Origin of the sequence: Kitasatospora sp. NPDC058115, assembly GCF_042884635.1 — a bacterium.
GTDB lineage: Bacteria > Actinomycetota > Actinomycetes > Streptomycetales > Streptomycetaceae > Kitasatospora.
In genome coordinates this window covers 163,838-184,243 of sequence record NZ_JBHVTL010000005.1, presented here as the reverse complement: position 1 = coordinate 184,243, position 20,406 = coordinate 163,838, and the positions used below count along the sequence as shown (strand labels likewise).

The 20,406-nt window shown below is 76.8% G+C and carries 17 protein-coding genes and 1 pseudogene; 11 read left to right on the top strand and 7 right to left on the bottom strand.

Going from position 1 to position 20,406, the window contains the following annotated elements; genetic code table 11:
- Positions 1-156 precede the first annotated feature (156 nt).
- Entirely contained in the window at positions 157-969 is an 813-nt protein-coding gene (locus ACFVVL_RS07320; RefSeq protein ID WP_380294668.1) for a MerR family transcriptional regulator, read from the top strand.
- A 178-nt stretch (positions 970-1,147) separates the two neighbouring features.
- Positions 1,148-1,642: pseudogene (locus ACFVVL_RS07315) on the top strand (GNAT family N-acetyltransferase); the annotation flags it as partial.
- Between the two features lie 191 nt (positions 1,643-1,833).
- Here ACFVVL_RS07315 and ACFVVL_RS07310 read toward each other — a convergent pair.
- Entirely contained in the window at positions 1,834-3,843 is a 2,010-nt protein-coding gene (locus tag ACFVVL_RS07310) for an SMI1/KNR4 family protein (RefSeq protein WP_387671997.1), read from the bottom strand.
- Between the two features lie 210 nt (positions 3,844-4,053).
- On the opposite strand from ACFVVL_RS07310, the gene ACFVVL_RS07305 reads away from it, so the two are divergent.
- Positions 4,054-4,575, top strand: a complete 522-nt coding sequence (locus tag ACFVVL_RS07305) for a GNAT family N-acetyltransferase (protein WP_380294684.1) — start codon at positions 4,054-4,056, stop codon at positions 4,573-4,575.
- On the opposite strand, the gene ACFVVL_RS07300 is transcribed toward ACFVVL_RS07305, so the two are convergent.
- On the bottom strand, positions 4,556-5,491 hold the full coding sequence (locus tag ACFVVL_RS07300; RefSeq protein ID WP_387671995.1) for a LysR family transcriptional regulator: 936 nt from the start codon (positions 5,489-5,491) through the stop codon (positions 4,556-4,558). The two genes, ACFVVL_RS07305 and ACFVVL_RS07300, sit on opposite strands and share 20 nt — an antisense overlap.
- A gap of 72 nt (positions 5,492-5,563) precedes the next feature.
- Here ACFVVL_RS07300 and ACFVVL_RS07295 point away from each other — a divergent pair, with 72 nt between their 5' ends.
- Together ACFVVL_RS07295 and ACFVVL_RS07290 are read left to right on the top strand one after the other, a co-directional pair.
- Positions 5,564-6,181 carry a maleylpyruvate isomerase family mycothiol-dependent enzyme gene (locus ACFVVL_RS07295; protein ID WP_387671993.1) on the top strand — a complete coding sequence of 206 codons (618 nt, stop codon included), beginning with the start codon at positions 5,564-5,566 and terminating at the stop codon, positions 6,179-6,181.
- A 46-nt stretch (positions 6,182-6,227) separates the two neighbouring features.
- Positions 6,228-6,935: a bleomycin resistance protein gene (locus tag ACFVVL_RS07290; protein WP_387671990.1), complete on the top strand. Its 708-nt coding sequence runs from the start codon at positions 6,228-6,230 to the stop codon at positions 6,933-6,935.
- A 158-nt stretch (positions 6,936-7,093) separates the two neighbouring features.
- Here the strand turns inward: ACFVVL_RS07290 and ACFVVL_RS07285 are convergent, their stop codons facing one another.
- Both ACFVVL_RS07285 and ACFVVL_RS07280 read right to left on the bottom strand, forming a co-directional pair.
- On the bottom strand, positions 7,094-7,495 hold the full coding sequence (locus ACFVVL_RS07285) for a VOC family protein (RefSeq protein ID WP_387671987.1): 402 nt from the start codon (positions 7,493-7,495) through the stop codon (positions 7,094-7,096).
- A 97-nt stretch (positions 7,496-7,592) separates the two neighbouring features.
- Positions 7,593-8,489 (bottom strand): (2Fe-2S)-binding protein, encoded by an 897-nt coding sequence (locus ACFVVL_RS07280; RefSeq protein WP_387671985.1) that lies wholly within the window; start codon positions 8,487-8,489, stop codon positions 7,593-7,595.
- Positions 8,490-9,300: 811 nt separating this feature from the next.
- Here ACFVVL_RS07280 and ACFVVL_RS07275 point away from each other — a divergent pair.
- From ACFVVL_RS07275 to ACFVVL_RS07250, 6 genes are all read left to right on the top strand, one after another.
- On the top strand, positions 9,301-10,536 hold the full coding sequence (locus ACFVVL_RS07275; RefSeq protein WP_387671982.1) for an acetyl-CoA carboxylase biotin carboxylase subunit family protein: 1,236 nt from the start codon (positions 9,301-9,303) through the stop codon (positions 10,534-10,536).
- Positions 10,533-12,350, top strand: coding sequence for an IucA/IucC family protein (locus ACFVVL_RS07270; protein ID WP_387671979.1), 1,818 nt, complete (start codon positions 10,533-10,535; stop codon positions 12,348-12,350). Before ACFVVL_RS07275 ends, ACFVVL_RS07270 begins: the two co-directional genes overlap by 4 nt.
- Entirely contained in the window at positions 12,347-13,633 is a 1,287-nt protein-coding gene (locus ACFVVL_RS07265; protein ID WP_387671976.1) for an MFS transporter, read from the top strand. Before ACFVVL_RS07270 ends, ACFVVL_RS07265 begins: the two co-directional genes overlap by 4 nt.
- A complete protein-coding gene (locus tag ACFVVL_RS07260; RefSeq protein ID WP_387671973.1) occupies positions 13,630-15,351 on the top strand; it encodes an IucA/IucC family protein in 1,722 nt (573 codons plus the stop codon). Before ACFVVL_RS07265 ends, ACFVVL_RS07260 begins: the two co-directional genes overlap by 4 nt.
- 86 nt (positions 15,352-15,437) lie before the next feature.
- The gene (locus ACFVVL_RS07255; protein ID WP_387671970.1) at positions 15,438-16,661 is read left to right on the top strand and encodes a type III PLP-dependent enzyme; all 1,224 of its coding nucleotides are present in this window, start codon (positions 15,438-15,440) and stop codon (positions 16,659-16,661) included.
- 143 nt (positions 16,662-16,804) lie between these two features.
- A complete protein-coding gene (locus tag ACFVVL_RS07250; protein WP_380291600.1) occupies positions 16,805-17,602 on the top strand; it encodes an inositol monophosphatase family protein in 798 nt (265 codons plus the stop codon).
- Between the two features lie 562 nt (positions 17,603-18,164).
- Here the strand turns inward: ACFVVL_RS07250 and ACFVVL_RS07245 are convergent.
- From ACFVVL_RS07245 to ACFVVL_RS07235, 3 genes are all read right to left on the bottom strand, one after another.
- Positions 18,165-18,473: a hypothetical protein gene (locus ACFVVL_RS07245; RefSeq protein ID WP_387671967.1), complete on the bottom strand. Its 309-nt coding sequence runs from the start codon at positions 18,471-18,473 to the stop codon at positions 18,165-18,167.
- 219 nt (positions 18,474-18,692) lie between these two features.
- Entirely contained in the window at positions 18,693-18,848 is a 156-nt protein-coding gene (locus ACFVVL_RS07240; protein ID WP_387671964.1) for a hypothetical protein, read from the bottom strand.
- Positions 18,849-18,896: 48 nt separating this feature from the next.
- Positions 18,897-20,393 carry a pyridoxal phosphate-dependent decarboxylase family protein gene (locus tag ACFVVL_RS07235; protein WP_387672217.1) on the bottom strand — a complete coding sequence of 499 codons (1,497 nt, stop codon included), beginning with the start codon at positions 20,391-20,393 and terminating at the stop codon, positions 18,897-18,899.
- Positions 20,394-20,406: the final 13 nt, after the last annotated feature.

Below are 20,406 nucleotides of genomic sequence, written 5' to 3'. Positions count from 1 at the left end.
GTGGGGGGCCGTGGGGTGCGCGTCGCCGTTGCCCGGCGCGGCGCGGATCACGCCAACCGCGCCAGCAATCACTGGCACGGTTGGCAGGGTAGCCCTTGCTGACAGTCGTGGGAAGAAGCCCGACCGACCCGATCGGAGGACCTCTCCTCCGGTCCTATGCTGAGCGCCGTGGACAAGGGAGAAACCGCCGGCGAGGACAGACCACGCGAGTTCCGGGTGGAGGAACTGGCCGAAGCGGCCGGGATCACCACCCGCACCCTGCGTTTCTACCGTGAGCGCAAGCTGCTCCAGCCACCCCGCAAGGAGGGCCGGATCGCCTGGTACGGCGAGGCCCACCTCGCGCGGCTGCGGATGATCGCCGAACTGCTGGAGCGCGGCCACACCCTGGGCGGCATCGCCGAGCTCATCGGCGCCGGCGAGAGCGGGCGGGACGTCGCCGAGCTGATCGGTCTGGAGGCGGCGATCGTCGCACCGTGGTCCGACGAGACGCCGGTGCACCTCGGCTGGGACGATCTGAAGGCGGCCCTCGGCGACGAGCTCACCGAGGAGAACACCGCCGAGTCCCTCGCGCAGGGCTTCATCACGGTCGAGGAGGACGGCATCACCCACGTCAGCCGGCGGCTGATGGACGCCACCACGGCCCTGGTCGCGGAGGGCGTGCCGCTCTCGGTGGTGCTGGAGGCGAGCCGGCAGACCCTGGAGCACGTGACGGCGATCGCCGAGATCTTCACCTCGCTGGCCCGCGAGCACGTCCTCGGCGCGCTCGCCGCCGACGGCCCGCTGCCGCCCGGCGAGGCCGCCCGGCTGACCGAGCAGGTCCTGCGGATCCGGCCCCTCGCCCGGACGGTCACCGACGCCCAGTTCGCCCTGGCGATGGACCGCCGGGTGCACACCGAGTACGACCGGCTGCTCCGTCAGCGCAGGGAGCACCGGGAGGACGGCGACGGACCGCCGGCGGCCGACGGCTGAGGGGACCACGGTCCGGTCCGGAGGTGTGGCCCCTGCTCCGGCGACGCGGCGCGGGCGGCGGCGGCATCGTTGCCCCCAGGACCGCCACGACCACGCCGACCGCCGAGATCGCCGAGATCGCGGAGCGGGATCCGCCGTCACCGCACCCGCCGAGGGCCGTCCGGCTTACCATCCGTTCATGATCGAAGGTAGGACAGTACGACTTCGTGCCCTGCGTGCCGGGGACGCGGAGCACCAGCTCCGCTGGCGCAACGACCCCGAGGTCGTCCGGCTGGCGGCGGCCGGGGATCCCCGCTTCGGGCCGGTCACCGCCGAGGCGCTGGCGGAGCGGTTCGAGCGGATCCTGCGCCTCGATCCGCGCGAGGCCGCGATGCTGACCGTCGAGGAGACCGCCGGCGGGCGTCCGATCGGGCTGGTCGACTACCGGGGCTTCGACCCGTACGAGGGCGTCGCCGAGGTCGGGGTCGCCATCGGCGAGCGGAGGTTCTGGGACCGCGGCTACGGCACCGAGGCCCTCGGCCTGCTGGTGGACCACCTGTTCGGCGCGTTCCCGCTGCACCGCGTGGAGCTGGACACCTGGAGCGGCAACGCCCGCGCCGCCCGCGCGTTCACCCGGCTCGGCTTCCGCGAGGAGGGCCGCCGGCGGGCCGCCGTGCTGGTGGCCGGCGTCCGCTACGACCGCCTGCTGTTCGGCATGCTCCGTGAGGAGTGGGAGGAGCGGCGGCGCCACCCGGACTCCACCGGAGCCGACGGGCCCGACCGCACCGACCGCACCGACCCCACCGGACGGCCCGCCGAACCTGCCGGCCCCTCCGAACCTGCCGGACCCTCCGAACCTGCCGGACCTGCCCGAGCCGACGGTGCTCACGACGCCTCCGGCGGCCGCCCCGGCGGGCCGTCCGGCACCCCCGCCGCCCCCGGGACGCCCGGCACGACCCCGGCGGTTCGTGACCGCAGCGCCGAGAACGCCTCCCGGGCGCTGTCCGACGTCGGGTGGGGCTCCGTGAGCACGATCCTCGCCTCCGAATAGACCTCGCCCGGCAGCCGGGTCGGCGTCCACGAGGGGTCCGCGAAGGCGTGCAGCCGCCCCTCGGTGAGCGCGAACCGGGGCAGCGCCACCCCGAACTCGGCGGCGAGCGCGGTCAGCAGGCCGTGCTCGCCCTGCCGGCCGTGGGCGTGCGGGCCGAAGTGGCGGTCCGGGTCCAGCGCGGGCGGGACCGGCGCCGCCCCGCTGCGGCCGAGCTCCGGGCCGTGCACCGTGAACCCGTACCGCTCCTGCCCGGCCTCGGCCACCGACAGGTGGAAGAAGCCCTCCTCCGGCGCGACGGACACGGCGAGGGCCCGCCCGCCCGTCCGCCCGGACGCCGTCACGGCCGGGGTGGCGATGCGCTGCTCCGCCGTCCCCGGCCACGTCCGCGCCTCGAAGGCGAAGCTCCAGCCGCCCCCGCCGTCCCCGCCCGCGTGGCCGACGAGGGCGGCCGCCGGGCCCCCGGAGGAGAAGAGCGCCCCGTCCCGGAACCGCTCCCTGTCGGCCTCCCAGCGGGTCGCGGGCGGGTCCAGCACCGCCCCCTCCCCGGCGAGGGCGGCCGGCAGCGCGTCCGGCGCCACCCCCTCCACCAGCACGAAGCGGTACGGCTCGGGCCGGCCCGAGCGCGGTTCCAGGGCGAGCCAGGCGAGCCCGTCGCCCCCGGCCCCCGGCTCCTCCCGCGCCGGCTCCCCCGCCGCTCCGCCGGGCAGGCCGCGCGGCGTGGCCAGCAGCTCCCGCCCGCGCTCCGCCGTGATCAGCGGCCCGAGCAGGGTGTCCGCGAGCAGCCCGACGGGCGCGAGGTGGTCCGGCCCCACCGGGGTCCACTGCGGCAGTGCGGCGCGCAGCGTCCGCCAGGCGGTGTCCGTGGCACCCCAGCGCGCCTGCTCCCGCGCCCGGTCGACGGCCTCGCCGAACGGACCGGCCGCCCGGTAGCGGTACGCGCGCCCGCGCACCTGCCGGAGCACCTCGTCGGCCGCGGTCCGCAGGTCCCCGGTGTCCACCCGCAGCTTGTAGCCCCACACCGCGGCGTCGTGCCCGTTCCGCACGTGGTGGGCCGCGAGCACCGGCACCACCTCCCCGAGGTAGCCGGGATCGCCCGGCAGCTCCCCGAACGTCGGCTCGGGCCAGTGCCGTTCGAACCGGCGCAGCTGGTCCAGCATGCCGGCCGCGCGCGGCCGCCCGAACGCGACAGCCTCGGTCAGCGCGGCCTGCGCCCGTTCGTGCGCGCCCGCCAGGGCGTCCAGCCGGGCGGCCTCGACCCGCGCGTCCAGCGCACGGGTGGTGGCGTTGACGAACGGCACCACGGGCCGGTCGGCGGCGAGCCGGTGGAACTCCTGGTGCATGGCCAGCATGAACGCCTTGAAGGACGGGTGGCGCTCCGGCGGCGCGGCCCGCCACGAGGCGTGGCAGTACACCGCCCACTCCCCGTCGGCGTCGACGTCGCCCGGGTCGAGCAGGACGAGCGTCGCGTCGGACTCGACGTCCAGCTGCAGGGCCCGCTCCCACATGCCCTGCGTCCCGTCCTCGTCGTCGTACTCGCTGAGCCCGTAGGCGTCCCGGTGCCACCGCGCACCGTCCGTCCCGGCCAGCCGGTACACGAAGCCCCCGGCGTGCCGCCACCCGTCGCTCACCGCGAGGAACTCCCGGTAGGACGGCGGCAGCGCGCACCCGAGCTCCGTCTCCGCCGCCGCGAGGCGGTCGGCCGGAGCCCCGTCGAACCCCAGCCAGCGCGCCCGCCACGCCTCCTCGTCCCCGGCCCGGAGCTCCTCCGGGCCGGGGCACGCCCCCGCCCACTCCTCGCTCCAGCGCACGAGGAAGGACCGCCAGTCGAACGTCTGCTCCGTCATGCCGGTGATCCTTGCACGCACCACCGACAGTCCCCGTCGGCCCGTCAGGCGGACGCCCGCACCCGGGCGTCCACCGCGAAGCCGCGCCGCCCTCCCGCGAAGCGTGGCGGCCGCCGCAGAATGGGAGGTGCGGTGGAACGCGACCACGGGGGCGGCCCGGGGCTCGGACGTGTGCGCCGCCGGGGGGCGATGGAGATCGACGGGCACGGGATGCGCGGGACGCCGCAGGGGACCGGCGGCGCGGGGTTCGTGCTCCGCGTCCTGACGCCCGCCGATCCGGCCGACTGGCCGCTGTGGCGGGACGCGCGGCTCGCGGCACTGGCGGACGCGCCGTACGCGTTCACGGCGCGCCCGGCGGACTGGTCCGCGGGGGGCGAGCAGGAGTGGCGGGCCCGGTTCGCGCGGACGGACGCCCTGCACGTGGTGGCCGTCGGCGCGGACGGGCGGCCGGCCGGGCTCGCGGGCGGGGTTCCGGGAGCCGGTCCTGACGCGGGCGCGGTGAGCGAGCTGCGGTCGGTGTGGGTGGGGCCGCGGGCCCGGGGGCGCGGGGTCGGGGACGGGCTGCTGGGCGCCGTCGAGGGGTGGGCGCGGCGCCGGGGCAGCGCGTGGTTGCGGCTCGGGGTGCTGCCGGGCAACACGGCCGCCGTCGCGCTGTACCGGCGGCACGGGTTCGTCGACGCGCACGGCTCCGGCGGACCGGAGCGGGTGATGGTCAAGCGTCTGACGGCGTGAGCGGCCCGGCCGCGTCGAAGGCCGCCCGCAGCCGGGCGAGCAGGGCGCGGGCGGCGGGCCGGGCCGGGCCCGCGGCGGGCCAGACCAGGGCGACCCGGCCCCGCGGTTCGGGGCCGGTCAGCCGGCGCAGACGCAGACCGGGGGCGCCGTCGGGGGCCGGCCGCGGCAGGACGGCGACGCCGAGGCCGCGGGCGGCGAGCCGGGCGAGCAGCGCCGGGGTGGAGGCCTCGAAGGCGACGCGCGGCCGGACGCCCGCCTCGGCGCAGGCCTGTTCGAGCGCGCCGCGCAGGCCGGTGCCGGGCGGCAGTCCGATCAGCGGGTGGCCGGCGAGGGCCGCGACCGGGAGCGGTCCGGGGTCGGCGGCGAGCGGGTGGCCCGGGGCGATCGCGGCGACCAGCGGCAGGTCGACGACCAGGTGGAGGGCGAGGCCGGGCGGCGCTCCGGCGGTCTCCAGGCCGACCAGCGCGAGGTCGAGTTCGCCGCGCCGCACGGCGGTGAGCATGCGTTCCGAGGTCGATTCGCGCAGCGAGATCTCCACGCCGGGGTGCTCGGTGTGGAAGTCGGCGAGCAGTGCGGCGAGATCGGGCGTCCCGGCGGGCACGGGTCCGCCCGCGACGCCCGCCACCATGCCGACCGCGACCTGTCCCGTCAGCAGCCCGGCGTGGGCCTGCGCGGTCTGCCGCACGCCCTCGACGGCCGCGAGCGCCGCCCGGGCGTACGGCAGGACGGCCTCCCCCGCCTCGGTCGGGGTGACCGTGCGTCCGGTGCGGTCGAGCAGTCGCTGGCCCAACTCGCGCTCCAGCCGTCGGATCTGCGCGCTGATCCCGGGTTGCGCGAGGTGCAGGCGCTCGGCCGCCCGGGTGAATCCGCCCTCCTCGACCACCGCCACCAGGTACTGCAACTGCCGAAGCTCCATAACCGGTGATTCTAGGGACCAGAAGAACCAGCTCTTGGACTTCTGGCCGCTTCGTCCCGCAGCCTGGTGATCATGCAGAACGACTCCCGCCCGTACCACACCGCCGAGTTGCGCGCCGCGATCGCCGCCGAGCGCCGCGAACTCGCCGACGTCCTGGACACGCTGTCCTTCGAGCAGTGGAACTCGCCCTCGCTGTGCGCGGGTTGGCGAGCACGCGAGGTGGCCGCGCACCTGAGCATGGGCTTCCGCCACCGGCTCCCGCGGATCGCCGTCGAGCTGGTCCGCTCGCGCGGCAGCCTGCACCGGATGACCGACCGCTTCGCCCGCCGCGACGCCGCCGGGCTCACCGGGGCCCAACTCGCCTCCGCGATGCGGGACAACGCCGACCATCCGTGGATGCCGCCGGTCGGCGGCCTCACCGCCGCGCTGGGGCACGACGTCGTGCACGGCCTGGACATCACCGTCGCCCTCGGCCTCGGCCGCCGGGTGCCGCCCGAGCGGCTGCGGATGCTGCTCGACGGCACCACCCCGCGCACCCTGCGGTTCTTCGGGGCCCGCCTGGACGGTGCCGCCCTGCGCGCCACCGATCTCGACTGGTCGTACGCGGGCGGTCCCCGGACCGTCGCCCGGCCGGCCCAGGAACTCCTGCTCCTCGCGCACGGCCGCCGCGTTCCCGGGGTCGACATCTGACCGGAAGCGTCCGATTCGCGGTCAACCAGGGGTAAAGTCAGCGGGCATGGTCGAATCGACGGTCCCGATCCTGCCCTGTCAGGCCCTCCCACCAGTGCTCGAGTTCTACACCGCGCTCGGCTTCGAGGTGACCCTCCATCAGAAGAGCCCCAATCCCTACGCCGTCGTCCAGCGCGGCGCCATCCAACTGCACTTCTTCGGCATGAAGCAGTACGACCCCGGCGCCTCCTACAGCACCTGCCTGGTGCGCACGGACGACGTGGACGCCCTGCACGCCGCGTTCCAGGAGGGCCTGCGGTCCGCCTACGGGCGGGTGCCGACCCGCGGGCTGCCGCGGATCGGCCCGGTCGGCGACACCTCGCACGGCGTACGGCAGTTCCTGGTGACCGACCCCGGCGGCAACTGCCTGCGGATCGGCCAGCCGATCCGTGCCGACCAGCGCCACCGCCCGTCCCCCGAGGAGCCGTTCGCCAAGGCGCTGCACCACGCGGCCCTGTTCGCCGACTCCAAGGAGGACCCGGCCGCGGCCGCCCGGGTGCTGGACCGCGCGCTCTCGCTGCCGGACGGCCCGCCCGCGCCGGTGCTGCTGTTCCGCATCCTGGCCCTGCGCGCCGATCTGGCGCACCGCCTCGCGGACGGCGCGAGCGCCGAGGCGTTCACCCAGCGAGCCGGGGCCGTCGCGGAAGAACTCACCGATGAGGAGCGGGAGTCGGTCCGCGACGACCTCAAGCGGCTGGCCGACATCCTGCTCTGACCCACCGTCAGGTACGACCGGGCTCCGGCGCCCGGGGGTCCGTGAGCAGCGCGAGCGGCACGAACGGCACGCACCGCAGTGATGGTGCGTGCGGTGCGCCGGCGCGCTGCTCAAGGGCCCTGCGCGCGGTCGGGAGCACTCCGGCCGGGAGCGCGCGGTCAGGAGCTCCAGGTGCGGGCGCAGAGCACCAGCCGGTAGCCGTCCGGGTCGGCCACCGTGACGCCGTGCTCGTCCCAGTACGGGTTGTGGGCGGGCACCCGGGTGCCCCCGGCCTCCTCCAGGCGGCGCACCAGGGCCTCGTCGGCGGGCGCGCCGAGGTAGACGACGAAGAGGTCGTCGACGGTGGGCGACGGTTCGACCGGGTGGTCCGGGTCGCGGGTGAGCTCGAAGTGCCAGCCGCCGCCGGAGGGGCCGACCATTAGCAGGTCGTGCTCGCCGGGGGCGTGCGCGGTGCCGCGCCACAGGACGGCGAGGCCGAGACCGCCGGCGTAGAAGCGCTCGGCCGCGGCGAGGTCCCGGCTGGGGCGCGCGACCCGGACATGGGTGGTGGAGTCGATCACGGGCGCCGAGCCTACCCGCCGGGCCCCGCCGCACTCCGGCCTCCCCGGCGCACGCCCGGCCTCCCCGCCCGGCCTCCCCGCCCGGCCGGAGGGCCCGTCAGAGCCTGCGCAGCCGCTCCTCGTCCCCGGTGCGCGGACAGGTGAGGCAGGCCCGGGCGGGTTCGACGGCGTAGTACAGGCAGCAGCCGAGGCGGGTCCGGGTGTGGTGGGTGCGGCCGTCCTCGCCGCGCAGCCGCCGGAAGCTGGCCGCCCCGGGGAGCGGGTCGGTGCGCCCGGGCAGGACGGCGCCGGCGGCCTCGACCGCGGCGGCCTCCCGGCCGGTGCCGGGGGCCGGGGCGCGGGCGTCGAGCTGCTTGCCGAGGTACCAGATCGCCGCGGCGAGGTCGTCGGTGACCATGCCCCACAGCGCGCGGGTGCCGCGCCGGGTGGGCGCGGCGAAGGCGGTGACCAGCGGTTCGACGTGGGCGACGACGGCGGCGCGCAGTTCGGCCCGCAGCTCGTCCTCGCCGGGGCGGGTGACACAGGCGCCCGGACGGAGCGCGAGGTCACCGGTGGGAGCGTGCAGCCACAGGTCGGCGCCGTTGATCGAGGGCACCCGCCGGGCCCGCCACCACGGCCCGGCGATCAGCACGCAGACCGACCAGAGGTAGTGGTGCAGCAGCCGGGAGGCGGTCACGTGCGGGCGCGGGGCGGTGCCGTGCACGGCGGCGAGCGGGGCGATCCGCGCGGCCTCGCCGGCCAGCGCCCGCGCCAGCGCCTCCGGCTCCCCGGCCAGTTCGGTGGCGGAGTACCAGCCCTGCGCCCGGGCGGGGGCGGGTTCGTCCGCCGCGAGCAGCCGCACCCGGAGCACCGGGCAGAGGTCCAGCAGCCACCGGTAGTCGGCGTCCAGCGGGTTCACGGGAGGCGGCGCGGCGGACACGGCGGCGCCCGGCGCGGCGACAGCGGGCGTCTCGGCGAACCTGTTGACAGCCGGCGGCTGACCCGAGAAACTCATCGACACTCCCGCATCGCATTAGGTGAGCCTCACCTTATACACAGTCCGCGATCGCCGCGCGCCACCCGGGGCATTCGCGCGTCGGCGCCTGCGGCGCGCTCGAATCGCGCCAAGGCTTGACGGGGTGCAGCATGCCGCCGCGCCCGGCGGCCGGCGCCCTGCCCGGAGCGGCCACCGTCGAGGCGCCGGGCCGCACCGACCTGGCCCGGTACGCGACCGGAAGATCGGCCGCCGCCCCGGCGGCCGGCGCCGGCATGCCCGGACGGCGTTCGCACGGGGCGTCGACGGATCGATGCCGGGGGCCGGCGCCGGGCGGATCCACCGGAGCGATGCGGGCGGGCCCTCGGCACCGCGGCCGCCGGCCCGGCCGGGGCCGGGCGGAGCGAAGTCCGGACCACCCTGACCTGGCAGGGCCTGAACGCCGCCGGGCCCGACGAGGCCCCCCGCCCGCCGGGCGGAACCCCGATGTCCGGCCGCGGCGTCCGGGCCGCGGAAGCCGCACTCCTGGACCTCGTCAAGGGCGCGGGCACCGGCACGCCCAAGAAGGCCCGGATCCGCCCCCGCAAGCATCCTGGTACAGACCACCGGCCCTATGCTCATGAACACGACAAGCCTGTGACGTCAACGCGCCCCGACAGGGCCGGCCCGGCACCCGGAGGCACCCGGGCGCCGGCCGACGACGTCACCGAGGTCGCGGGCGCGAAGCGTCCGAGTGGGCTCGGCTCCACCCCCCGGGGACGCCAGGGGGGTGGAGCCGAGCCCACCCCCATCCTCACCCCCACACCGCCCCAGCGGAGAGGATCACTCTGCCATGCGTCTCTACCTGCTCGCGCTCAATCCGACCGACTCGGTGACCGACGGATTCCTGCCCGCCGCCGCCCGCCTCGGACTCGACGTCACCGTGCTCACCGACCAGGCCGACGCACACCGCGCCGCCTACGCCCGACTGCCCCACCGGCCCGAGGTGGTGGAGTGCGCGGTGCACGACTTCCGCGAGGTCGTCGGGCTGGTCTCCCGGCTCGCCCCGGACGACCGCCGGCCGTTCGCCGTCTTCAGCAACAGCGACCACCTGCAGACCCAGACCGCCCTCACCGCCGAGTACTTCGGGCTGCCGGGCAAGGACTGGAGGGCCACCCTGCGGGCCAAGAACAAGGGCCTGCTGCGCCGCCACCTGGCCGCCTCCGGGCTCGACACCGTCCGCTCCGCCGAACTCGCCCCGGACCAGGACCCGTCCGCACTGCGGGAGGCGGACCTCCCCTTCCCGGTCGTGGTCAAGCCGCGCGAGGGCGTCGCCAGCGAGGACGTCACGCTGGCCGCCGACGCCGGGGAACTGGTGCGCCTCGCCAAGGAGATCCAGGCCAGGCGCGCCGGAGCGCTGGTCGTCGAGGAGTTCCTGGACGGCGCGCTGTGCACGCTGGAGACGCTCGGCGACGGCCGCCGCAGGCACGTCCTCGGCGGGTTCCGCACCAGGCTCTCCCCGCCCCCGGACTTCATCGAGGTGGTCCTGGAGTTCGTCCCCGCGCACCCGCCGGCCGTGGTCACGCAGGTGCTCGCCCAGCTGGACGCGATCGGCGTCGGACTCGGCGCCTGCCACACCGAGTTCGTGGTCCAGCCGGACGGCCGGGCCCGGATCATCGAGGTCAACTACCGCGCCATCGGCGACCAGTGCGACCTCATGCTCGCCGAGGTCCTGGACATCCCGCTCTTCGAGTACATCCTGGCCGTCCACCTCGGCCGCGAACTGCCCGCCGGCCTCGGCGAGCACTGCGCCGCGACCACCGTGCGGGCCAGCAACGAGGCCGTCTGCGCCGACCGGGCCGGAACCCTCACCGCCGCGCCCGGACCGTACGACGCGCGGGCCGAGGAGCGGGCCGACGGGGTCCGGCTCGCCTACCGGCCGCTGCGCGCCGTCGGCGAACGGCACGAGCACTACCGCACCAACCGGGACTACCTGGGCCTGATCTGGGCCATCGGCCCCGATCAGGCCTCCGTCGACGCCGCCGTGGCCGGCTTCCAGGCCGCCAACCGCTGGGAGATCACCCCGTGAGCGCCCCCGCCGCCCCGACCGGCTCCCCCGTCACGGCCGCGGGCCGCCCCGCCCGCTCCGCCCGCTCCGCCCGCTCCGCCGCCGACGCCCTCGCGCTGCGGGTGCTGTCCGCGCTGCTGCGCGAGGACGTGCTCGGACTGCGAACCCGCGCCGCCGTGGAGCAACGGGCCGACGGGGCCTGGCTGGTGGCCGCCGGGCTCGGCATCGCCGTCCCCGTCGCCGCCGACGGCTTCCAGAGCGAGTACGCCGCCCGGCTCCCGCTCGTCGACCTCGACGGCCGCCCCACCGGCGACCTGGACACCGTCCTCGCCGCCCTCGCCGAACGCGCCGACGCCGAGGACCGGCCCGGCTGGGCCGCGTTCGCCGAGGAGTGCCGCCAGACGCTCGCCACCATGGAGCTGCACGACCGGGTCCGCGACGAGGTCCACAGCGCGCTCGCCGACCTGTACGGCGCCGACCCGGCCCACTGGAGCGGCCCCTCCGCCACGCTCGGCCACGATGCGCTGGCCGCCTTTCTCGACCATCCCGTCTACCCCACCGCACGCGGCCGCGCCGGCCTCGGAGAACCAGAACTGCGCTCCTACGCACCGGAGTTCCACCCGGTCTTCGAGCTGCGCTGGCTCGCCCTGCCGGCCGGGACGCTCACCCGGCACGGCGAGCGACCCCTGCCGCCCTGGTGGCCCACCCCCGGCCGGCTGAGCCTCGACCTGCCCGGCGGCGACCCTGCCTGGGAGACCCTGCCGGTCCACCCGCTCACCGTCGGTCCGGCCCTGGACGAGGCGCTGCGCGCCACCGGCCTCGACGAGCGCGCCGTGCTCGCCGAACGCCCGCACCTCCCCGTCGTCCCCACCCTGTCGATGCGCACCGTCGCCGTCGCCGAGGACCCCGTCCACCACCTCAAGCTCCCGCTCGTCACCGCCACCCTCGGCCGGCTCAACCGCCGCACCATCAAGCCCGGCACCCTGCGCGACGGCGCCGCGGGACAGCGGCTGGTCGAGGCCGTGCTGGCGCGCGAACCGCGCTTCGCCGGACGGATCCTGCACGCCGACGAGCAGACCTGGGCGCACGCCGGGCACGAGCTGCTCGCCGTGCTGCTGCGCCGCCAGCCGGCCGGGCCGCCGGGGTCCGTGACCGTCCCGCTCGCCGCCCTGCTCGCCCCGGCGCCCGGCGCGGGCGGGCGCCTGGTGGTCGACCACCTCGCCGCCCGCTTCTACGGCGGCGACGTGGTCGCCCTCTACGACGCCCTGCTGGAGCTGCTGCTCGACTGGCAGACCACCCTCTTCGGGTACGGCGTCGCCCTGGAGTCCCACCAGCAGAACACCTCCCTCGTCCTCGACGAACACGGCGACCCCCGCCTGCTCTTCAAGGACGACGACGGCCCGCGCGTCCACACCGGCCGCCTCGCCGAGTCCCTCGGTGAACTGACCTCCGTCCGCGAGGCGTTCGACGACGCCCGGACCTTCGCCGACGACGACCGGCCGCTCACCGACCTGTTCGCCACGATCACCGGCCACCTGTGCACCGGCGCCCTCGCGTTCGGCCTCGCCGCCCACGGGCGGGCCGGACTCGACGAGTTGCTGACGCTGTTGCGCAAGCGGCTCACCGAGGCCGTCGAGCGGACCGGACCGGCCGCCCGGCCGCTGCGCGCCGCCCTGCTCGACGCCGAACGGCTGCCGGTCAAGGCGATGGTCACCGCCGGCACCCTGCTCAGCAAGCGGCGCTCGGGCGCCACCGACATCAACAAGCACTACACCGACGGCCCCAACTACCTACTGGCGCAGAGCGGTTCCTCTCCGAAGGGCAGCGGGAGGTGACGGTCGACGCGCCGTCCCTGGCCTCCGGATCCGACGCCGCTCCCCCCGGCGGACTCGGCCGCCGCCAGGTGAACGCCGTCGCCGCCTGCTACTTCGTCGCCTCCTTCGCCGCCCTCGGCCTGCCGCCGTACCTGACCGCGATCCTGCCCGGCCTCGGCGACCCGGACGGCACCTGGGCGGGCGTCCTGTACATCGTGCCGACGGTGTTCAGCGCCCTCGGCGCGCCGCTCTGGGGGCGGCTCGCCGACCGGTTCGGCCGGAAGCGGCTGCTGCTGCGCGCCCAACTCGGCCTCGCCGTCTCCTTCCTGCTGGCCGGAGCGGCCGGCTCGCTGACCGCGTTCACCCTCGCCCTGGTCCTCCAGGGCTTCCTCGGCGGCACCTTCGCCGCCACCAACGGCTACCTCGCCGCCGCCCTCGACGGCCCGCGGCTCTCCCGGGCGCTCACCCTGATGCAGGGCAGCGCCCGGGCCGCGCTGGTGGCGGCGCCGATCCTGGTCGGCGCGCTCTCGCCGTGGATCGACCCGCACCGGCAGTACCTGCTGATGGCCGTCCTGCCGCTGACCGCCGCCGGATTCCTGCTGCTGCTGCCGGAGCCGGGCCGGCCACCGGCCCGCGACGCCCCGGGCGCCGCCGAGACCGCCGAGGCCGCCCGGACCGCCGAGGTCGCCGAGGTCGCCGAGGCCTCCGGTGTCGCCGGTGTCGCCGATGAGCCGCCACGGGCGCCCCTGCGGGTGCTCTACGCCTTCGAGTTCGCCTTCGTCTTCGCCACCATCATCTCCTTCCCCTACCTGATCGCGCTGGCCGAGCAGCGCCTCCCCGGTGTCTCCGGCACCACCACCGGCGTGCTGTTCGCCCTGCCCCACCTGTGCTACCTGGTGTTCGCCGCCCGCACCCACACCGCCTTCCTGCACCGCCCGCACACCGGCCTCGCCCTCGGCCTCCTCCTCGTCGCACTCGGCCTCGCCGGACACGCCGTGGCCGGCTCGCTGGCCGTCTTCGCCGCCGTACGGCTGCTGCTCGGCGCCGGACTCACCCTCGGCCTGGTCAGCCTCGCGGTGCTGGCCGCCGAGGCCGCCCGCGGCCGGCCACCCGGGCGGATGTTCGGCACGCTCGAATTCGTCTCCAAGGGCGGCGCCGTGGCCGCCGGCGCCGTCGCCGCGCTGGTCAACGGCCGGTTCGGCGCCACCGCCCCCGTGCTGGCCGGCACCGCCGCCGCACTCCTGGCCGCCCTCGCGGCCACCGCGTTCACCGCCCCCGTCCGCCAGCGTTGGAGTCACTCATGACGCACCGACTTCCCACCGCCGAGCACGCGGTGGCCCACACCCTGGTCAACTGCCTGCTGCGGGAGGTGTCCGCGCCCGAGCACCAGACCGCCGTCACCGACGGACGGCTGCTGCTCCGGCTGCCCCGGCGCGGCGTCCTGCTCCGGATCGCCCTGCGCCGCACCTCGCTGCTCGGCGCGCACCGCTTCACCGGCCCCGTCGAGGAGGAACACCCCGACGGCTGGCGCGCGTTGGACTGGGACGAGCTCGCCCGGCACGTCCAGGGCGAGCTGGAACTGCGCACCGGCACCGTCAACGAGGAGTTCCTCGGCCAACTCGCCTCCAGCCACGCCGCCGTCGCCACCGCCCTGGCCGGACGCCCGGCACCCGGCCCCGACCGCTACCTGGAGTCCGAGCAGGCCCTGCTGTTCGGCCACCGCTTCCACCCCGCGCCCAAGTCCCGCGCCGCCGAACACGGCGACTGGCGCGACTACGCGCCCGAGGCCCGCGCCGCCTTCCCGCTGCGCCACCTCGCCGTGCGGCGGGAGCTGATCGCCGAGTCCTCCGTCGACCCCGCCGCGACCGCGCTGCTGGACGGCCTGGGCGGCGTCCCGGACGGCTACCGGCTGCTGCCCGCCCACCCCTGGCAGTACCGGCTCGTCGGCGACCACCCGCTGCTGCGGGGCGCCCTGGAACGCGGGGACGTCCTCGACCTCGGCCCCGCCGGCGCCCCGTTCGCCGCCACCGCCTCGGTGCGGACCCTGTACGGCGCGGGCGCGTTCCTCAAGTTCAGCCTCAACGTGCGGATCACCAACTGCCTGCGCAAGAACGCGGCGTACGAGCTGACCGGCGCCGTCGCCCTCACCCGGCTGCTCGCCCCGGTCCTGGCCGACCTCGCCGGACGGTTCCCGGACGCGGCCGTGCTGCGGGAACCGGCGTACCGCACCCTCGCCGTGCCCGGCCCCGACGGCCGGCCCGACCTGGCGCTCTTCGAGGGGTTCGGGCTGATCGTCCGCGAGGGCCTCGGCGGCGCGCTGCGCCCCGGCGTCACGCCGCTGCTGGCCGCCGCCGTCGCCGACGAGTACCCGACCAGCTCCGCGCACATCTCCCAATTGCTGCCCGGCACCGCGGACCCGGCGCGGGCGCTCGACTGGTGGACGGCCTACCTGCGGCTGCTGCTCCCGCCGGTGCTGGCCGCCTACTTCGACCACGGCGTGGTGCTGGAGCCGCACCTGCAGAACGTGCTGATCGGTGTGGACGCCGCCGGGCGGCCGGTCCAGGTGCTCTTCCGCGACCTGGAGGGGACCAAGCTCGTCCCCGAACGGCACGCGGCCCTGCTCGCGACGCTGCCGCCCGAGGTGGCCGGGCCGATGGCGTACGACGCCGAGCGCGGCTGGGACCGGGTGGTGTACTGCCTGCTGGTCAACCACGTCGCCGAACTGCTCGCCGCCCTCGCCGACCTGCACCCGTCGGCGGAGGGCGCGCTCTGGGAGGCGGTGCGCCGCGTCCTGGCCGAGTGCGCCGCCGCGCAGGGATGCCCGCCACGGCTGCGCGCACTGCTGGCGGGCGTGCCGCTGCCGGGAAAGGCCAATCTGCTCACCCGCTGGGGGCGCAAGGCCGACCGCTCGGCCGACTACGTCCGGCTCGCCTCGCCGCTGGCCCGCTCGGTGCTGGCCGAGGCGGCGCACGCCCCACGACCCGTGCAGGCCCCGCCCGTTCCCGCCGGAAGGACCCGATGACTCCCCCCGCCCGCCCCGTTGCCGCCTCGCCCGTCGCCCCCGCCTCGCCCGTCGGTCCCGCCTCGCCCCCCACTCCCCCCGCTCCCGTGACCGAGGCCGTCCGCCGCCACGTCGCGGGTCTGACGCCGGAGCAACTGCCCGCCTTCGTCTACGACCTGTCCGCGCTGCGGACGCACGCCGCGGCCGTCCGGGCCGCCCTGCCGGAGCGCGTCGAGCTGTACTACGCCGCCAAGGCCAACCCGGACGCGCCGGTGCTGGCCGCGCTGCGCGGCGTCGTGGACGGCTACGAGGTCTCCAGCGGAGGCGAGTTGGCGCATGTCGCGACCGAAGTGCCGGGCGCTCCGCTGGCGTTCGGCGGGCCCGGCAAGACGCCCGCCGAGATCGCCGCCGCGGTCGACGCGGGCGTGCACCGCTGGCACGTGGAGAGCGAGCAGGAGCTGCACCGGCTCGCCGCCGCGCTGGCCGAGCGGCCGGACGCGGTGGTGGACGTCCTGCTGCGGGTGAACCTGCCGGTCGGCGCGGGCGCGTTGGACTCGGTGGCCCTGGCGATGGGCGGGCGGCCGACGCCGTTCGGGCTGGACCCGGACCGTGCCGAGGCCGCCGTGCGGATGCTCACCGAGCCGGTCGGCCCGCTCGGCCCGCTCGGCGCGGTCCGGCGGCGCCTGCGGCTGCGCGGTGTGCACGCCCACCTGGCGAGCGGGCTCGCGGCGGCCGAGCAACTGGCGCTCGCCGGGCAGATCGTCGCCTGGTCCGCCCGGCTGGCGGAGCGGCACGCGTTCCGGCTGGAGGAGGTCAACGTCGGCGGCGGCATGGCCGTCGACTACGGCGACCCGGCCGCCCGCTTCGACTGGGCGGCGTTCGGCGAGGGCCTCGGCGGGCTGCTGGAGCGCCACCCGGGAACGCTCCTGCGGATCGAGCCGGGCCGGGCGCTCACCGCGTACTGCGGCTGGTACGCCACCGAGGTGCTGGACGTGAAGCGCAGCCACGGCGAGGACTTCGCGGTCGTCCGCGGCGGCACCCACCACCTGCGCACCCCGGCCGCCCGGGGCCACAGCCAGCCGTTCACCACCCTGCGGGTCGCCGACTGGCCGCACCCCTGGACGCGCCCGGCCGTGACCACCGGCCGGGCCACGCTGACCGGCCAGCTCTGCACCCCGAAGGACGTCCTCGCCCACGGCGCCCCGGCGGCGTCCGGCCTGCGCGCGGGCGACCGGGTGCTGTTCGGCATGGCCGGGGCGTACGGCTGGAACATCTCGCACCACGACTTCCTCATGCACCCCCGCCCGGGGTTCCACCACCTCGGCGGCTGACGGCCGGCGGCCGAGCCGGCGGGCGCTGACAGACTCCGGAATCTGTCCGCTGTCAGCGCCGCCGGCTGCGCCCGCCCTGCCGCACGCCGACTCCGCACTGACGTGCGAAGGTGGTAGCCGGCGAAGGGAGCGGGCACGTGCTGATGGAGAAGGTGGCGGAGATCATCGCGGAGGCCTCGGCCGAAGTGGTGGAGCCCCGGTTCCGCGCGCTGGCGGCCGGCGAGGTGATGGAGAAGGCCCCGGGCGAGGTGGTCACCGTCGCCGACCGGGAGGCCGAGGTGATCATCGCCCGGCGGCTGCGCGAGCTGCTGCCGGTCCCGGTGGTGGGCGAGGAGGCCGTCGCCGCCGACCCGGACCTCGCCCGGGCGCTGCACGCCGAACCCGCCGCCTGGCTCGTCGACCCCGTCGACGGCACCTCCAACTTCATCGCGGGCCGGCCCGAGTACGCCGTGATGGTCTCGCTGGTGCGCGACGGCCGGACGGTCGCCGCCTGGATCCGGCACCCCGTCACCGCCACCACCTACACCGCCGAACTCGGCTCCGGCGCCTGGCGCGACGGCCACCGCCTCACCCGCACCCCGGCCGTCGCCGACCCGGCCGAGTGGCGCGGCTCGGTGAAGAGCCGCTTCCTCGACCCGTCCCGCCGCCGCCTGGTCGAGGCCAACACGACCGCCTTCGGCGAGATGACCCCGGGCCGCCACGCCGCCGGCATCGAGTACCCGGACCTCGCCGAGGGCGCCATGGACTTCATCCTCTACTGGCGCACCCTGCCCTGGGACCACGCCCCCGGTTCCCTCCTCCTCACCGAGGCCGGCGGCCGCTCCGCCCGCCTCGACGGCACCCCGTACCGCCCCGAGGCCCCCGGCGGCGAGGACGGCCTGCTCGCCGCCGCCGACCCGGCCACCTGGGAGCGCTGCCGCGAGATCCTGCTCGCCCCGTAGGCCCCGGGGGCCCGGGGGGCCTGGGACGCCTCGCCGGAGGCACCGGCCGGCAGCCCGGAACCCGACGCGACCTGGCCGGTCCACCGCCGGCAGGGCCACCCACCGCGAGGCAACCCCCGCCCGCGCGGCCGGCCACGAGCGGGCGGTCCACCCTTGCCGCCCGTGATGACGATCTTCGGCAAGACCACCCGTCGCGAGGCCCCTGGCCGCCCGCGCCGGCCACGAAGCGACGGCCGGCAGCCACCGCTCCCGCCGGCGACGACGCCCGGCGGGACCGCCGACCACGAGGCCTCCGAGGACGCCCCCACCGACGAGGCCACCGGGAACCCGAGGCAACGCCCACCCCCACCGCCGACCCGCGGCTGCCGCTGGCGCGAGGCCCGGCGGAACCACCGCCCACGGCAAGGCCCCCGACCACCCGCGCCGACCACGAACCAACAGCCCGCAGCCACCGCTCCCGCCGGTGACGAAGCCCTTCGGGACTGGCGATCACGAACCGACGATCCACAACACCCCCTCCCGCCCGTGACGAAGCCCGGCGCCCCGGGCGGAGCCGGCCGGTCTATCGCAAGGTGTGCCAGGCTTCCCGGCCGACCCGGGTGACCTCGCCGAGCAGGCCGGCAACGTCCTCCGGGGTGGTGTGCGGGTTGAACAGGATGAGCTTCAGCCGCACCCATCCCGAGCCCGCGCCGACCACGAACCAACGGCCAGCAGCCACCGCTCCCGCCCGCGCCGACCACGCGTCGACAGTCCGGGGCGGAGCCGGCCGGTCTAGCCAGGCTTCCCGGCCGACCCGGGTGACCTCGCCGAGCAGGCCGGCAACGTCCTCCGGGGTGGTGTGCGGGTTGAACAGGGTGAGCTTCAGCCGCACCCATCCCGGGCCCGCGCCGACCACGCGTCGGCGGTCCAGGCGGAGCCGGCCGGGCTACCGCAGGGTGTGCCAGGCTTCCCGGCCGACCCGGGTGACCTCGCCGAGCAGGCCGGCGACGTCCACGGGCGTGGTGTGCGGGTTGAACAGGGTGAGCTTCAGCCGCACCCATCCCGAGCCCGCGCCGACCACGCGTCGGCGGTCCAGGCGGAGCCGGCCGGGCTACCGCAAGGTGTGCCAGGCTTCCCGGCCGACCCGGGTGACCTCGCCGAGCAGGCCGGCGACGTCCTCGGGCGTGGTGTGCGGGTTGAGCAGGGTGAGCTTCAGCCGCACCCGCCCCGGGCCCGCGCCGACCACGAACCAACGGCCCGCACCCACCGCTCCCGCCCGTGACGAAACCCGGCGCCCCGGGCGGAGCCGGCCGGGCTACCGCAGCGTGTGCCAGGCTTCCCGGCCGGCCCGGGTGACCTCGCCGAGCAGGCCGGCGACATCCTCGGGCGTGGTGTGCGGGTTGAGCAGGGTGAGCTTCAGCCGCACCCGCCCCGGGCCCGCGCCGGGCAGTTCGGTGCGGCCGACCACGGCGCGGCCGGTGCGCAGCAGTTCGCGGCGCAGTGCGGCGTTGACCCGGTCGACGGCGGCCTCGTCCCGGGCGTCCGCCGGGCGGTAGCGGAACAGCAGTGCGGTCAGCACGGGTTCGGCGTGCAGTTCGAGTTCCGGGTCCGCGCGGACGGCGTCGGCGGCGGCGAGCGCGAGGTCGTGGCAGGCGTCGACGAGGCGGCCCAGTCCGGCGCGGCCGAGGGTGCGCAGGGTGACGGCGAGCTTGAAGGCGTCGGGGCGCCGGGTGGTGCGCAGCGAGAGGCCCAGCAGGCTGGGGTAGCCGGCCTTTTCGTCGTCGGCCGGGTTGAGGTAGGCGGCGCGGCGGGCGAGCGACAGGTAGGTCTCGGCGCGGCGGACGAGGAAGACCCCGGCGGCGGCGGGCTGCCAGCCCAGTTTGTGCCAGTCGAGCGAGACGGAGTCGGCCCGTTCGATGCCCGCCAGCAGCGGGGCGAGGCGGTCGGAGAGCAGTGCGCCGCCGCCGTACGCGGCGTCGACGTGCAGCCAGGCGCCGTAGCGGGCGGCGAGGTCGGCGGCGGCGGGCAGCGGGTCGACGGCCCCGGTGTCGGTGGTGCCGGCGGTGGCGACGACGGCGAGCGGGGTGGCGCCGGCCCAGTCGGCCTCGGCCAGGGCGCGTTCGAGGGCGGCGGGGTCCATCCGCAGTTCACGGTCGACGTCGACGGGCACGACGGCCCGTTCGCCGAGGCCGAGCAGGGCGGCTGCCCGCTGGACGGAGAAGTGGGCGGCCCGGGAGGCGAAGATCCGGGGCCGGGTGCCGGCGGGCCGGCCGAGGAGGCCGTCGAGTTCGACGATGCCGTCGAGCTTCTGGTCGCGGGCCAGCATCAGGCCCATGAGGTTGGACTCGGTGCCGCCGGAGGTGAGCACGCCGGCGGCGTGGGCCGGGTCGTAGCCGACGAGGGCGGCGAGTTCGGCGAGCAGCGCGGTCTCCAGCGCGGTCGCGGCGGGGGCCTGGTCCCAGGAGTCCTGGGAGGGGTTGAGGGCGCTGACGGCGAGGTCGGCGGCGGTGGCGACGGCGAGCGGCGGGCAGTGCAGGTGGGCGGCGCAGTAGGGGTCGGCAGGGTCGGCGGCGCCGTGGGCGAGGAGTTCGGTGAGCCGGGCGAGGGCGCCGGGGCCGTGGGCGGCGGCGAGCGCCTCGGCGGTCCGGGCGGCGAGGTCCTCGGGACGGCCCTCGGGCAGCGGGCCGCCGCGCCGGGTGGCGCCGGTCTCCAGTGCGTCGAGGACGGTGGCGAGCAGCGGGCCGAGTGCGGCGGGCCCTCCGACGCCGCCGGCCAGCGCGTCCGGCCGCCGCCCGCCGCCCGGGCCGTCCACGCGGTCCGCGCCG

What these genes read in the sequence shown, in the direction of transcription:
- ACFVVL_RS07320 (WP_380294668.1), top strand. Translation starts at nt 157, where the DNA reads ATGCTGAGCGCCGTGGACAAGGGAGAAACCGCCGGCGAGGACAGACCA.
- ACFVVL_RS07310 (WP_387671997.1), bottom strand. Translation starts at nt 3,843, where the DNA reads ATGACGGAGCAGACGTTCGACTGGCGGTCCTTCCTCGTGCGCTGGAGC.
- ACFVVL_RS07305 (WP_380294684.1), top strand. Translation starts at nt 4,054, where the DNA reads ATGCGCGGGACGCCGCAGGGGACCGGCGGCGCGGGGTTCGTGCTCCGC.
- ACFVVL_RS07300 (WP_387671995.1), bottom strand. Translation starts at nt 5,491, where the DNA reads ATGGAGCTTCGGCAGTTGCAGTACCTGGTGGCGGTGGTCGAGGAGGGC.
- ACFVVL_RS07295 (WP_387671993.1), top strand. Translation starts at nt 5,564, where the DNA reads ATGCAGAACGACTCCCGCCCGTACCACACCGCCGAGTTGCGCGCCGCG.
- ACFVVL_RS07290 (WP_387671990.1), top strand. Translation starts at nt 6,228, where the DNA reads ATGGTCGAATCGACGGTCCCGATCCTGCCCTGTCAGGCCCTCCCACCA.
- ACFVVL_RS07280 (WP_387671985.1), bottom strand. Translation starts at nt 8,489, where the DNA reads ATGAGTTTCTCGGGTCAGCCGCCGGCTGTCAACAGGTTCGCCGAGACG.
- ACFVVL_RS07275 (WP_387671982.1), top strand. Translation starts at nt 9,301, where the DNA reads ATGCGTCTCTACCTGCTCGCGCTCAATCCGACCGACTCGGTGACCGAC.
- ACFVVL_RS07260 (WP_387671973.1), top strand. Translation starts at nt 13,630, where the DNA reads ATGACGCACCGACTTCCCACCGCCGAGCACGCGGTGGCCCACACCCTG.
- ACFVVL_RS07250 (WP_380291600.1), top strand. Translation starts at nt 16,805, where the DNA reads ATGGAGAAGGTGGCGGAGATCATCGCGGAGGCCTCGGCCGAAGTGGTG.